The 14,971-nt window shown below is 39.4% G+C and carries 11 protein-coding genes; 10 read left to right on the top strand and 1 reads right to left on the bottom strand.

What is annotated here, in order from left to right:
• A partial coding sequence (locus FH976_RS13340) for an outer membrane protein transport protein (protein ID WP_194091334.1) occupies positions 1-956 on the bottom strand: 956 nt, incomplete at its 3' end.
• A gap of 612 nt (positions 957-1,568) precedes the next feature.
• On the opposite strand from FH976_RS13340, the gene rsuA reads away from it, so the two are divergent.
• The 10 genes from rsuA to fabV all read left to right on the top strand — a co-directional run bounded on the left by rsuA (position 1,569) and on the right by fabV (position 14,928).
• Positions 1,569-2,267 carry a 16S rRNA pseudouridine(516) synthase RsuA gene (gene rsuA, locus FH976_RS13335; protein ID WP_194091333.1) on the top strand — a complete coding sequence of 233 codons (699 nt, stop codon included), beginning with the start codon at positions 1,569-1,571 and terminating at the stop codon, positions 2,265-2,267.
• 104 nt (positions 2,268-2,371) lie between these two features.
• Positions 2,372-3,559, top strand: a complete 1,188-nt coding sequence (locus FH976_RS13330; protein WP_194091332.1) for a Bcr/CflA family multidrug efflux MFS transporter — start codon at positions 2,372-2,374, stop codon at positions 3,557-3,559.
• Between the two features lie 53 nt (positions 3,560-3,612).
• The gene (locus FH976_RS13325) at positions 3,613-4,257 is read left to right on the top strand and encodes a DUF2913 family protein (protein WP_194091331.1); all 645 of its coding nucleotides are present in this window, start codon (positions 3,613-3,615) and stop codon (positions 4,255-4,257) included.
• A 163-nt stretch (positions 4,258-4,420) separates the two neighbouring features.
• Positions 4,421-5,095, top strand: a complete 675-nt coding sequence (locus FH976_RS13320) for an ABC transporter ATP-binding protein (protein WP_194091330.1) — start codon at positions 4,421-4,423, stop codon at positions 5,093-5,095.
• Complete coding sequence (locus FH976_RS13315) at positions 5,076-7,532, top strand: ABC transporter permease (RefSeq protein WP_194091329.1); 2,457 nt, start codon at positions 5,076-5,078, stop codon at positions 7,530-7,532. The genes FH976_RS13320 and FH976_RS13315 overlap by 20 nt, the downstream gene beginning before the upstream one ends.
• On the top strand, positions 7,529-8,650 hold the full coding sequence (locus FH976_RS13310; protein ID WP_194091328.1) for a lipocalin-like domain-containing protein: 1,122 nt from the start codon (positions 7,529-7,531) through the stop codon (positions 8,648-8,650). Before FH976_RS13315 ends, FH976_RS13310 begins: the two co-directional genes overlap by 4 nt.
• A gap of 259 nt (positions 8,651-8,909) precedes the next feature.
• A complete protein-coding gene (gene nhaA, locus FH976_RS13305; protein WP_194091327.1) occupies positions 8,910-10,085 on the top strand; it encodes a Na+/H+ antiporter NhaA in 1,176 nt (391 codons plus the stop codon).
• A gap of 379 nt (positions 10,086-10,464) precedes the next feature.
• Positions 10,465-11,094 carry a TetR/AcrR family transcriptional regulator gene (locus tag FH976_RS13300; protein ID WP_194091326.1) on the top strand — a complete coding sequence of 210 codons (630 nt, stop codon included), beginning with the start codon at positions 10,465-10,467 and terminating at the stop codon, positions 11,092-11,094.
• Positions 11,095-11,203: 109 nt separating this feature from the next.
• On the top strand, positions 11,204-13,483 hold the full coding sequence (locus FH976_RS13295) for an acyl-CoA dehydrogenase (RefSeq protein ID WP_194091325.1): 2,280 nt from the start codon (positions 11,204-11,206) through the stop codon (positions 13,481-13,483).
• Between the two features lie 242 nt (positions 13,484-13,725).
• Positions 13,726-14,928 (top strand): enoyl-ACP reductase FabV, encoded by a 1,203-nt coding sequence (fabV, locus tag FH976_RS13290; protein WP_194091324.1) that lies wholly within the window; start codon positions 13,726-13,728, stop codon positions 14,926-14,928.
• Positions 14,929-14,971: the final 43 nt, after the last annotated feature.

Below are 14,971 nucleotides of genomic sequence, written 5' to 3'. Positions count from 1 at the left end.
TCTTTTTTGGTAAAGCAAGTTCCTTGAGCACTAGCACCTGGACCGGAGCATGTATCGCTTGTAGCGGTTAACTCCGAAAATTTACTCCAATTGGTCCATTGCCAACTATAATGCACAGCCCATTGTTGATTGAGTTGATGGAACCCAGATAATATTACAATATCGGGTAATTTAATATCTAAGTCCGCTTTAGTATCAATTGGTTGTGTTGGAGTCATACCAGCTATGATGCCTGAGCCATCGGTAAAATCCCCATCTTTGAAATCTAGCTTAACTGCTGATTTATAAGAAGCAGAAAAACGGTTATTTTTATTAACTTCGTATAAGGCACCAATATTCCACCCATAACCGAAAGTATCACCTTCCATTTTTACAAGAGTATCAGTAGGATTTCCTCCAATTGCAGGATTCATACTAGTAAGACCTTTCGTTCTCTTTAATTCAGCTTTTGCATAAACGAAATTCACACCCGCGCCAACACTAAATTGCTCATTAATTCTATAAGCAATATTTGGGTTCAGTTTAAAGGTCGTTAAAGAAGTTTTACCTGAAATATCACCAGCCATAAAATCGGATGGGTACTCAGTTGCTACACCATAATCGGTGTACATACCAACGCCCCAAGCCCATTTGTCACCAACGGGGTTTATGTAATAGAAAGCCGGAACTACTTGCGATGGTGCTATGTTGTTTGCTGATTCACCTGTGCTGTTATTTTTGACATCAATTTCAGGGTCGATATAAGAAATCGCGCCAGAAAATTGTGCTTTATCAAACAACATCATAGAGGCCGCATTGGCTGACATTTCACTTGCATTGTCACCAACCGCACCCGCACCAGAGAAAGCTCGACCTAAACCTGATGCTGAATGTTCTACCACTTGGAAGCCCGCGGCATGTACCTGCGATGCAAGTAGAATAGATACTGCTAATAGTGAATATTGTGTTTTTTTCATGGTTAATCCCTTACACATTATTATTTATTTTATAGCTCTGCTGCGATTCAGCAGTTATTAATAATGTTATTACTAATAATTGATTGTGTGTATTTTGTTTTTCAAAAGTGTTACGAGGTTAATACTTTTTGTGTTTTTCGTTATCAAACTTAATAAAACAGGTAAGACCAGTTTAAGTCATTGTTTATATTAATTATATTAAGAAGGTTATTTTTTAATCAAAATGCGGTGTATTTATGTCACTAGACTTAAGTCTTAATAAATGAGGTGAAATCAAAGCGGGCTAAGACTAAAGTCTGGGGTCTTATTTTTCGACATAAAAAATGTTTCTATTTATTTCAGCGGAATATTGAGCTGAATAATAATGAATTTATATATTGAATTTGGAATGTTAGTCATCGAATTTATGGCAATAAATAGAAGTATATTTTTATTAGTGTTGCAAAATGATGCTCGGTCATTTTTATAAAATGGTGGTATTTCATCGGCCTCAATATTGGTTTTTTAATAGGGTCGGCACCTAAAAACACTCTTTTTTTGTAAAGAGTGTGAAATAGTTCAACTCTTTGCTTAAAGACGCCTATAATGACGGTCAATTAATTCGAGGTATACATGCGTTTAGATAAATTTTTATGTGAAACATTAGGGGTAACACGTCGGGAAGCGACTATTTTACTGCGCCGTGGTGAAGTGAGTGTCGATGAGAAGATTATCAAGGTTGCTTCTGTTCAAGTTAGCGAATGTTCTAAAGTAGAATGGCAAGATCGTATTTTACCTATGCCGGGACCAAGATATTTTATGCTCAACAAGCCTGAGGGTTTTGTTTGTTCTCATGAAGATAATGCTAACCCGACAGCCTTTACCTTATTAGATGAAATAAAAATAGATAAACTGCATTTTGCTGGTCGGTTAGATGTTGATACCACTGGCCTTGTGTTAATTACCGATGATGGTCAATGGTCGCATAAAATTACATCACCAAAACGTAAATGCAGTAAAGTCTATCGTGTTTGGTTGGAAGAGGTTATTGGTGAGGATTATGCTGATCAGCTTACTGTAGGCCTTCAATTGCATAATGAAAAAGGCTTAACCTTACCTGCTAAGATTGAAGTGGTAGACTTTTCACAAAATGAATTGTTGCTGACGATTTGTGAAGGTAAATACCATCAAGTAAAACGTATGTTTGCCGCGTTGGGTAATAAAGTAGAACGTCTACATCGTGAAGCTATTGGCGAAATTGTATTAGATGAGACTCTAGAACCGGGTGAATACCGAGTATTAACTGCCGAAGAAATTCAATCGATCGGGTAATTATTCCAATATTTAAGGCTCCTATTGTAAATCTGATTACAATATACAGGAGCCTTTGCTTTTTTTTTGTCCCAAGCATTTATCTGCATTCTATAAGGTGTTCCATGTCCCAACAAGATTCTAAAAGCCATTTTGTTCTTTTTCTTATTCTAGGATCTATCGGTTTACTTACGCCTTTTGCTATTGATATGTATTTACCCGCCATGCCAACCATCGCAAAAGACTTTGGCGTAGATAATGGCCTGATCCAAGGAACATTAACGGCTTATACGGCAGGATTTGCAATCGGTCAGTTACTACATGGCCCTTTAGCTGACAGCTATGGCCGCCGCCCTGTGATGTTACTTGGTACGATTTTATTCGCCATTACTTCCGTTGTGTGTGCAACTACGACAAATATTGATGCTTTGCTTTATACCCGTTTTGCCCAAGGCTTTGTTGGCGCAGCATCTGCTGTTGTTGTCCAAGCGGTGGTGCGTGACATGTTTAACCGTGAAGATTTTGCACGTGCGATGTCTTTTATTACTCTAGTGATCACTATTTCACCATTGTTGGCACCAATGATAGGTGGGCATTTAGCCGTTTGGTTCGGTTGGCGGTCAATTTTCGCCGCTTTGGCGATTGTGGCATGTTTGGTTTTGGTCGCTGTTTTTATCAAAATCCCAGAAACGTTAGCACCAGAGAATAAGCAGCCATTACGGTTTAAAACCACACTCAAAAATTACTACAAATTATTTACTAACCCCGTTTCATTTGGTTTGATTTTTTGTGGTGCTTTTTCATTTGCGGGAATGTTTGCTTTTATTACCGCTGGATCATTTGTTTACATCGATATTTTCGGTGTGGCACCAGAATCTTTTGGCTACTTATTTGCACTTAACGTGATTGGTATGGTGTTAATGACTAGTTTTAATGGTCGAGCGGTGCGAAAAATGGGTTCACATTGGATGCTTCGATTTGGATTAAGTTGCCAAACTATTGCCGGAATTGCTTTGTTTGCGAGTTGGCTCTTTGACTGGGGATTGTGGGGGATCGTACCAAGTATCATTTTATTTGTAGGCACGATTTCAATTATTGGTAGTAATTCAATGGGATTACTACTGAATAATTACCCCGCGATGGCAGGAACAGCATCATCATTGGCTGGAACATTACGCTTTGGAACTGGGGCGGTAGTGAGCGCTGTGATTGCGATGTTACCGAGTGGTCATTTATGGCCGATGGTTTTTGCTATGTTTGGAAGCGCCATCTTATCGTTGTCTTCTTATTGGTTATTGAGTCGTAAAGCGTAACCTTTACAATATCCATCAGTTTAATATGAACAAATAATAGAGAAGTGAGAACGATGCAATATTCTGTTGAAATTCAAAACGTTGTTAATAGTGCTTTAGCCGAGTTAAAAGAACTGCATGATACAAAGAAGCTTGCTAATACACCGATCACTAATACTCACTTTTTAGCTCGTTGGGTCACGAAAAGTATTAAATCTCAAGGTTTTGATGGGTGTGTTAAAAATGATTTGATCCGCTGGCAAAAATTAAGTCGTAGTAAAGGGGCTGGCAGTGAATTAGTGAGTTTATTTGAGCGTATTTCTGCTTTATATCACCGTTTACTCCCAATTGAACAAGCATCAAAGCCAGTGACGGATAAACAAATAGAAATATTTATGGATCATATGGAAGCTCAAGGCTGGGAAGTGGTGAATGAATTTGAGTTAACCGAAAAAATCCAAGTTTTTGCCGATCAGCCTAATTCATTCGTTTTATGTGCTAAACAATGCGAAGAGTGTTTTGACGGTGAAAATTTAACCAAACCAATGAGTTTTTATGTCCGAGGTAACCACATTGCTTTCGTTGAAGAGGCAAGTAAGAGTGGTTTTTTATTACATAAGCAAACGGATTATAAATCGATTGTAAAATATCATGGAGAATATGTGGTGTTTCCTAATAATGTGGGTAAATCGTTGGCTGAGATACCGAAGTCAGTATAGGAAACACTTTAGAACGTTGAAGTTAACGTTTGATACTTGTCGCGTTGGCGAATTTCATTGTCCAAAATGGCTATACACTATTTCCCCTCAGCTTAATAGGCTTTCTAAAGTAAGGTAATTGGTGTAGATTTCCTCACGAATAAACGATAACGGCGAGAGTGTAATGTTACAGCTTAAAAATCTTTGTAAAGGTTACATGGATGGGGGAGTATTTATTCCTGTTTTACAAGGGGCAGAGTTAACATTAAATCGTGGTGATCAGCTAGCATTAATGGGTGAAAGTGGTTCAGGGAAAAGTACATTATTGAATCTTATTGCCGGTCTTGATTCTTGTGATTCAGGTGATATTTGGTTCTCTGATTTTCCAATGCACTCTGCTGCTGAAAGAGCACGAACGGCTTTTCGTCGTAATAATATCGGTCTTATATTCCAACAGTTTAATCTCCTAACTACGCTTAATATTGCCGATAACATCCGCTTCTGCCGTCAATTAAAAGGTTTGCCTGACGATCCTAAACTTTGGCGTCAAATTTTGTCCTCGCTTGATCTTATGCCGCTGCTTGGTCGTTACCCTGAAGAAGTGTCTGGTGGACAGCAGCAGCGAGCCGCGATCGCTCGTGCTTTATATATGGAGCCATCTTTGCTGCTTGCGGATGAACCGACTGGAAGTCTTGATGAAAAAAATGCGGAAGCAGTAATGCGTTTATTAACGAGCTTAACCACCAAAATGGATTGTACATTATTATTGGTCACGCACTCTGAAAGGGTAGCTCTGCATTTAGAAAATGGTTGTGTTCGGTTACAAGGAGGACAACTCAATGTTATGGCCCGTAGCTAAAGCTCTACTTGGTCATTATCGTCGTCATCCTTTTCAAATATTATTGGTTTGGCTTGGATTAACGCTTGGTATTTCCTTATTAGTTGGGGTACTTGCGGTTAACTACCATGCCAAACAAAGCTATGCTCAAGGCGAAAAACTTTTTTCTAATCCCTTGCCTTATCGCATCCAAACCAAACATTCGGGTAATAAAATCCCACAAGGGCTTTATATTCAATTACGCCGTAATGGTTTTAATCAATGTGTTCCTTTTGATACTTATCGAGTGTCGACAGAAAAAGGTACGCAACTTAATATTGTTGGTTTTGACCCTGTTTCTATGATGTCTTTTCGGACGGGAAAACCACTCTCTGAAGTTGACATTCTCTCTTTGATGCGCCCTCCATACCCTGTACTGATCAGCCGTCAGCTATCGGCCTACTTAGATCTTGATGATGGTGATTACATACCTCTTCATAACGGACAAACCTTAGGTCCGATCAAAGTAGACACCATGGAACGGATTTCTGGTGCGCGATTAGTTGTTGATATTGCGCTACTTCGCCAACTTAATCCAAGTGGCGGGTTTGATATGGTGGCATGTAGTGCGATGTCTCCAGATAAGCTAGAGCGATTGCGTAAATTTTTGCCTCAAGGTATTTCGATGCATCGTAATACTCGGGTAGAACTGGGCGCATTAACGAAAGCTTTTCATATGAATTTAACCGCCATGGGAATGCTATCCTTTTTAGTGGGCTTATTTATTTTCTATCAAGCAATGTCTTTGTCTTTTACTCAGCGACAACCTTTAGTCGGGCTTCTTCGTTTAACGGGAGTTTCAGGCTGGCAGTTAACGAAAGCGTTATTATTAGAAATTAGCGGCTGGATTTTGATTGGTTGGGTCAGTGGTACGATGCTAGGTCTAGAGCTTGCCAATAGATTAATGCCATCAGTATCTGCCAGTTTAAGTGACTTATATAAAGCCGATGTTGGGTTAAAAATTGATTGGAACTGGGAGTGGAGTCAATACAGTTTATTAATGTCTATTTTTGGCTGTCTATTATCTTGTGTATGGCCTTTGGTTCGGTTGGTTAGAACGCAACCTATTCGATTGGCATCAAAGCTATCTTTGATTCGTTTTGCTGGCCGTGAATTTACATTACAAGCTATTTTTGCCTGCATTTGTATTGTAGCCGCGGTGGCTTTATATCAAACAACGAAGTCTCAAGCAGAAGGTTTCACCCTGATTGCATTATTATTAGTGAGTGTCGGGCTGATGATGCCATTTTTCTTGTGGCGCTTATTCTTGAGTTTTTCATTCACGATGCCTTGGGTCAAAGTTCGTTGGTTCTTTTCGGATCTTGGTGCGAGTTTAAGTTATCGCGGCGTTGCTGCCATGGCGTTTATGCTGGCATTAGCAACCAATATTGGCGTGGAAACTGTGGTAGGAAGTTTTCGACAAACGACAGATCAATGGTTAGTTCAACGCTTATCTGCCGATTTATATATCACTCCTACTATTGCCTCTTCTGCTCGAATTGGCCAATGGTTGCCTCTTCAACCTGAAGTGAAAAATCTATGGTGGCGTTGGGAAAAATCGCTCCAAACAGATACTGGAAGTTTACAAGTCGTTAGTTCAGGGAGCTCGGAAGGAGAACAGACAGCCTTGACGGTTAAGCTTGCCGTGCCAGAGTATTGGGATCTGCTGCAGCATTCCCGTGGCGTAATGGTCAGTGAATCGATGGCGTTAAAAGAAAACCTGCATCCAGGCGACCATATTATTTTACCTGAACCTCTAGGGCATAATTGGCAAGTGCTCGGCATCTATTATGATTATGGTAATCCTTATAAACAGGTCATTATCTCTGAACATATGTGGAGTAAGATTTTTCCTGAGGGAGGGAATGTCGCATTAGGCGTGGTGCTGAATCCTAAAGTTAATACCCTTGATTTTACAAAGCGAATTGAGCAGAGGTTTAGTCTCTCCACGGATCGTATTTATAATAATATGATGATGCATAATCAGGCTATGACGGTGTTTGATCAAACTTTTAAAGTTGCCGATACCTTAGGTAAACTGACTTTATTTATTGCTATATTTGGATTGTTTTTTTCAACGGTGGCGGGTGAGATTTCACGCCAAAGACAAGTAGCTTTATTACGGTGCTTTGGTATTTCAGGTAAAGAATTAGTGTTATTGGGTGCTCTGCAATTGCTGGTTATTGGGCTGTTTACTGCTTTTATTGCATTACCATTAGGTATTATCTTGGCTCAGTTAATGGTTGATGTTGTGCTGAAAAGCGCCTTTGGATGGACAATGCAGTTGCAAATTCTACCGTGGCAATATTTATCAACATTTTCATGGTCACTTTTAACCTTATTTATTGCTGGTGCTTGGCCAGTATGGTTAATGCTTAAAACCACACCAATGAAATTATTAAGAGGCTCATTATCATGACTAAGAAACATTGGTTGTGCATTAAACTAGTGAGCTTGGCGGGGGTTGTGGTATTTGGCCTATGGCTACTGACTACTTTTTTCTTTCAACATTTGATTTCAACACAACCGAAGCCTGCTACTGATATTAATGAGGAAACAGAAGCTTTCGTTTTTGAACCGGTGATACCTGGTCAAGGTGTTTCGGTCGCCACTGATATGAATGAACATACTGGTTTTCATTATGAAACTTGGCATTATCGAGCCAATGTAAAAAGTTCCGATGGTAAAGACTATGGTATCCAATTTCTGGTTTATCGTGTTGCCAATAGCGATGAAAATGGTGTGGGATGGAATAGTACACAAATTTATACTGCTCAACTTGTTGTTTCAACTGAAGGGAAGTCGTGGTTACAGCAAAGAATTGCTCGGGGTGGAGTAGGACAGGCTGGTGTGTTTATGGATCCATTTCATCTTTGGATTGATAATTGGACGTGGCAATCGCGGAATAATACCGCACTGCCAAGTTATTTATCGGCACATACAGATGATTTTTCGGTCGCTCTAACGTCGGAGGCTTACGGCCCTTATATTCTGCCCGGCGATAATGGATATAACGCGCTGCATGATCTCCCATCTAAAGTGAGCTATAAATTTAGTGCACCATTTTTACGAACAAAAGGTACTTTAAATCTTAATGGTAAAAATGTAGCGGTGCAGGGATTAGCATGGATAGATAAAGAGTGGGGGAATAGTTTGTTACCAGAAAGTGGTTTTGGATCAAACACATTTTCCATTCATTTGACTGATGGTCGAGCGTTGGTCTTAAATCAATACCACAAACAAGACCAAATGAAGTTTGTAACCGGTACGATTGCTAATAGAAGTGGCACTGTTACTAATATCTCAAATGATGAAATCCGACTTTATCCTTTAGAAAATACAACACTCTTAAACGGTAAAACATTAGCACTTCGGTGGGTCATCGAGATCCCTAAATATAATATCAGTTTAATCACTCAAACTATTGAAAATGAACTATGGCTGCCTTTTTGGGTACCTTCTTGGGAAGGACCAATTAAAGTTACAGGCAGTCATATGGGCGTTGGATTTATGCAATTAACCTCGCAAGAACAGTAATGTTAACGAGATAGCTGCTGTATTTGTGAAGAGTATGCAGCTATCTCGTTTTGATCCCTATCCTCAATGAATATGCCAATAAAACGACAGTTTACTCACTATCATTTCGGCAAACCTTAAAATTAATAACCTTCCAATTCGTCGTAAAATCCGATCATTATCATCCAAACAATCGATTTTTACTTACTCTCATGATTGATAGAATAGACGCTTCTTTAATATCACTAAAATAAACTAGGCTTAAAGGGAACAATAATTAATGAGTGGTAGTATGTTAGGTTTTTTTAAGAAAGAATCGGCCAGTGGCATCATCTTAGTGGTTGCAGCTGTGCTTGCTATGTTAGTTGCTAACTCTTCTTTTAATGATGTGTACCAAGCATCGTTACACATTAATATTTTGGGTATGTCTTCCTCGCATTGGATTAATGATGGGTTGATGGCGGTGTTCTTCTTATTAATTGGATTGGAAGTTAAGCGTGAACTATTAGAAGGTGCTTTAAAATCAAAAGAAACTGCACTATTCCCAGCGATTGCAGCCATTGGTGGAATGCTAGTACCGGCTTTGGTTTATCTTGCCTTTAATGGTAATGACCCGGTTGCCGTGAGTGGTTGGGCAATTCCCGCTGCAACTGACATTGCTTTTGCATTAGGCATCATGGCGTTGTTAGGTAGCCGTGTACCGGTTAGTTTGAAAGTGTTTTTATTGGCATTAGCGATCATTGATGATTTGGGAGTAGTCGTGATCATCGCATTATTTTATTCAAATGATTTATCGATCTTAGCATTGTTAATTGGCTTCATTTCAACAGTAATACTGTTTGTAATGAATATGAGGAATGTGACGCAGATACGTTGGTATTTATTGGTTGGTTTTATTCTATGGGTTAGCGTTTTACAGTCAGGTGTCCATGCTACTTTAGCGGGTGTCGTGATTGGTTTTGCTATTCCTTTGAAGAGTAAGGATAAGGGAAGATCGCCATTAAAGCATTTAGAACATGCATTACATCCATATGTGTATTTTTTTATTTTGCCATTGTTTGCGTTTGCCAATGCAGGTATTTCGCTACAAGGGGTCTCTTTGAGCGGCTTAACGTCAATGTTGCCACTTGGAATTGCGCTCGGTCTACTCGTTGGTAAACCTCTTGGTGTATTTAGCTTCAGCTGGATTTCTGTAAAGCTGGGTTTTGCTAAGCTACCGGAAGGGGTTAATTTTAAACATATCTTTGCCGTATCAGTGTTGTGTGGTATCGGATTTACGATGTCTATATTTATATCGTCTTTGGCCTTTACCAATGTAGATGCAGCTTTTGATACTTATTCACGCTTGGGTATTTTGATTGGCTCTACAACAGCAGCCGTTCTGGGGTATATCTTACTGCATGTTTTCTTACCGAAAGAGGCACCTTCAAAAGACACATTAGCGAAAGAAAAATAGCCATAATGGCGTTTAGGTATTAACGAAAAGAAATAAAAAAAAAGCCCATATCAATTTGATGTGGGCTAAAACAATATAGGGATTAAATATGAAAAAATTACACTTTAGCTGAAATAAGTGAAAATAATTATTCCTACTGTCATAACTAAATTCAATTTCGGCTTGTTACCTATTATATGACTCAGTTTTTTCTATTCGGTTCCATATTTTTGGGATAATTACTCAACTCATTGAAACTAATAATATAAATATTATCACCCTTAATTCTGTTTTATTCATTTGTAGCATTTGTGATCTACGCGATAGTTTCAATTGTCTGTTTTGCTTTAAAATTCAAACATATGTTTAATACGCTTATTTGAATTTGGCGAAATATACAATGAGTCCTAAAAATATCACGAAAGCAAAAATAATGGATGTAGCGGAAGTGCTATTTGCAGAGCATGGATTTAACGATACATCACTACGAACAATTACCACCAAAGCCAATGTGAATTTAGCATCGGTTAATTATCATTTTGGTGATAAAAAAACATTAGTACGTGCAGTGCTGAACCGTTACTTAGAAGCTTTTATGCCTGAGCTCGAAAAGTCTTTGCAGGTACTCAATCAAAAAAATGATTACAGCATGAAGGATGTCTTTAATACGTTAGGTGAGCCTTTGATGTCTTTAGATAAAGTACGGCCAAATGGAGCGAGTCGTTTTATGTTACTGACTGGCAGGGGCTATACCGATGTACAAGGGCATTTACGCTGGTTTATTACTACACGATACAGCAATGTGCTTAACTTATTTACAGAATCGGTAAAAAAAGCGAGTCCTAGTATTGATCCTGAAACACTCTTTTGGCGTCTACACTTTACTTTAGGAACCTGTGTTTTCACCATGTCTTCAAGTAAAGCATTAGCCGAAATTGCATTTAATTCGTATGGCAAGAAAGTGGATTCGGACGCCGTAATTCAACGGCTTATTCCTTTTTTAGCGGCGGGTGTTGCGGCTGATAGTTAGGGTTAATTAAAAACAACAATAAACGATGGATACTGACACCTCACATTCGATATGGGCTAGCTGTGGTTTCAGTTCATAACAATTAATAACGCGGAAAAAGGAATAGATTATGAGTTCTTTACGACAAAAATGGATTAGCGAGCCAGCGTTTAAATGGTTTAAACAAGTTTTACCGCCGCTATCCAATACCGAACGTGAAGCAATGGAAGCAGGAAGTGTGTGGTGGGATGGTGAGCTGTTTTCAGGATCGCCTGATTGGCAAACACTGCATAATTATCCTAAACCGCAGTTAACCTCAGAAGAGCAGTCCTTTATTGATAATGAAGTTGAAACTTTGTTGAACATGTTGGATGACTATAAAATTGTTCAACAAGATCGAGATATGCCAAAAGAAGTTTGGGATTATATTCGTAATGAAAAATTCTTTGCTTTGATCATAGGTGAAGAATATGGCGGTAAGAACTTTTCTGCACATGCAAACTCTACCATTGTTACAAAAATTGCGACTCGTAGTATCAGTGCTGCTGTCGCTATTATGGTGCCTAATTCATTAGGTCCTGGTGAGTTACTTTCTCATTACGGCACGCAAGAACAAAAAGATTATTGGCTGCCTCGTTTAGCCGATGGCACCGATATTCCATGCTTTGCTTTAACAGGGCCAGAAGCGGGTTCGGATGCCGGTAGTATTCCTGATATTGGCATTGTGTGCAAAGGAATGCATGAAGGCAAAGAAGTATTAGGTATTCGTTTAAGTTGGAACAAACGCTATATCACGTTGGCGCCAGTGGCGACTGTTTTAGGTCTGGCGTTTAAACTTGATGATCCAGACCACCTTTTAGGTGATAAAGACCACCTTGGCATTACTTGTGCACTTATACCAGCCGATCATGAAGGCGTCGAAATTGGTGAGCGCCATGACCCACTTGGTTTGGCTTTTATGAATGGCCCAACGCGTGGAGAAGATATATTCATTCCTATGGATTGGCTAATTGGTGGCGCTGATTATGCAGGTAAAGGCTGGCGTATGCTGGTAGAGTGTTTATCTGCAGGTCGCGGGATCTCACTTCCGGCCCTTGGCACTGCTATTGGTCATTTAACCAGCCGAACAACTGGCGCTTATGCGTATGTTCGTAAGCAGTTTGGTATGTCGATTGGTAAGTTTGAAGGTGTAGCTGACGCAATGGCACGTATTGGTGGTATGACTTATATGCTTGAAGCTGCGCGGGCTTTAACCACGACGTCACTTGATATGGGAGAAAAACCCGGCATTGTTACAGCGATTGCCAAGTATCATATGACAGAAATGGCACGGACCATTTTAAATGATTCTATGGATATTCACTCTGGTCGCGCTATTCAAACTGGACCTATGAATTATTTAGCTCATCACTATTATGGTGTACCGGTGGCTATTACGGTTGAAGGGGCCAACATTTTAACCCGTAACTTAATGATTTTTGGACAAGGAGCAACGCGTTGTCACCCATTTGTATTACCTGAAATGGAAGCGGCGGCGAATCCAGATGAAGAAGCAGGGATAAAAGAATTTGATAGCCTATTGTTTAAGCATATGAGTTATGCGATTAAAAACAGTTTAGGTGCATTTACAATGGCATTGACAGGTTCTCATCTGGCCAAATCTCAAAGTTCAGGAGAAACCAAACGTTACTATCAACACATGACTCGATTGAGTAAAGCGCTGGCGGTGACAACTGACTTTGCCATGCTGACATTGGGCGGTGAGCTTAAACGTAAAGAGATGATTTCGGCACGTTTAGGTGATGCGCTAAGTTATTTATATCTTGGGTCAGCCGTTTTGAAACGTTTTGAAGATGAAGGTCGCCAACAAGCTGATTTAGATTATGTCCATTACAGCATGACACATTGTTTACACCAAGCATCAAAAGCCCTAGAAGAGGCATATAATAACTTACCTAACAGGATTGCCGCTAACCTTCTTAAATTGTTAGTCTTCCCATTAGGTAACCGCTTTAAAGTTCCAAGTGATCAACAAAAAAATAAGATAGCAACGAGCATGATGATTCCAGGGGCTGATCGTGATCGTTTAACTAAGTTATGCTTCATTCGTGATGATGAGAACGACAGCGTAGGTCTTATCGAACGTGCTTTTATTGCGATGTATGATGTTCGTCACTTAGAAAGAAAAGTACACAAGGCAGTGAAAGATGGGCAATTACCAAAATCAGGGTTATTGAAAGATCGCCTGGCTTTAGCGCTTGAACAAAAAATTCTGACTCAGGATGAGGTAAAAGAAATCTTAGCGGCAGATGAATTGCGTTATCGCTCCATTCAGGTTGATCATTTCAGCCATGATATGAGTGAAATTCGTACCCATAAAAAATCAAATGGTAAAGTTGAAAAAGTTTAATAGTGCTGTAAAGCAAAAGTAAAGCTCGCGAATTATTAAATAACTAAATCCTCAATTGTGAAATAATCTTAGTATTTGGATTAATTGCAATTGAGGATTTTTGTGTCTAATTTATAGGTTTGTTACTTAAAAGCTTAAATACAGGTCTAACCACCTACCTATTTTGGTAAAAAAAAGAGAAATAGGGTGCGAAAATGGGGATAAACTTTTATCCTACAGATGTTTTTTAAAGGAAGCTGAATATGATTATCAAACCTAAGATCCGTGGATTTATCTGTACAACCACTCACCCTGTTGGTTGCGAAGCAAATGTAAAAGAACAAATTGAATATACTAAAGCTCAAGGTCAAATTGCAAATGCACCAAAACGTGTATTGGTGGTTGGTTCTTCAAGTGGCTATGGACTTTCTTCTCGTATTGCCGCGGCATTCGGTGGTGGTGCATCAACTATCGGTGTGTTCTTTGAAAAAGCGGGTACAGAAAAAAAACCTGGCACTGCTGGTTGGTATAATTCTGCGGCTTTTGACAAGTTTGCAAAACAAGAAGGCTTGTATTCAAAAAGTCTAAACGGTGATGCTTTCTCAAATGAAGCGAAACAAAAAGCCATCGATTTAATTAAAGCTGATCTTGGTCAGATTGATATGGTGGTCTATTCATTAGCCTCACCAGTGCGTAAAATGCCAGAAACGGGTGAAGTTATCCGTTCAGCATTAAAACCTATTGGCGAGACATACACGGCAACAGCTGTGGACACTAATAAAGATGTGCTCATTGAAGCAAGTGTTGAGCCTGCGACTCAAGAAGAAATTAATGATACTGTAACGGTCATGGGCGGACAAGATTGGGAATTGTGGATATCTGCACTTTCTGATGCTGGTGTTCTAGCGGAAGGCTGTAAAACAGTAGCATACAGCTATATTGGTACAGAGTTAACTTGGCCAATTTACTGGGATGGCGCTCTAGGCAAAGCAAAAATGGATCTCGATCGTGCTGCAACGGCATTGAACGAAAAATTAGCAAGCTTAAATGGTACAGCCAATGTTGCAGTGCTTAAGAGTGTTGTCACTCAAGCAAGCTCAGCGATTCCTGTTATGCCACTTTATATTGCAATGGTATTTAAGAAGATGCGTGAAGAAGGCGTACACGAAGGCTGTATGCAACAAATTTATCGCATGTTTAGCCAGCGTCTTTATAAAGACGATGGTAGCGTAGCAGAAGTTGATGATACTAATCGTCTACGTTTAGATGATTGGGAGCTGCGTGATGACATTCAAGAGCATTGCCGTAACTTATGGCCGCAAGTGACAACTGAAAATCTTAAAGAATTAACGGATTACGTTGAGTATAAAGAAGAATTCTTGAAGTTATTTGGTTTCGGTGTTGAAGGCGTTGACTATGACGCTGATGTGGCCACTGAAATTAACTTTGATGTCCAAGATATCTAAAAACATAATTCAGATTAATTAATATATAAAAGGCGCTCCCAAG

It is taken from the genome of Vibrio hibernica (genome assembly GCF_015223435.1).
Classification (GTDB): Bacteria; Pseudomonadota; Gammaproteobacteria; order Enterobacterales; family Vibrionaceae; genus Vibrio; species Vibrio hibernica.
Note: the sequence above shows the minus strand (reverse complement) of the source record. Positions and strands in the feature narration are given on the sequence as shown.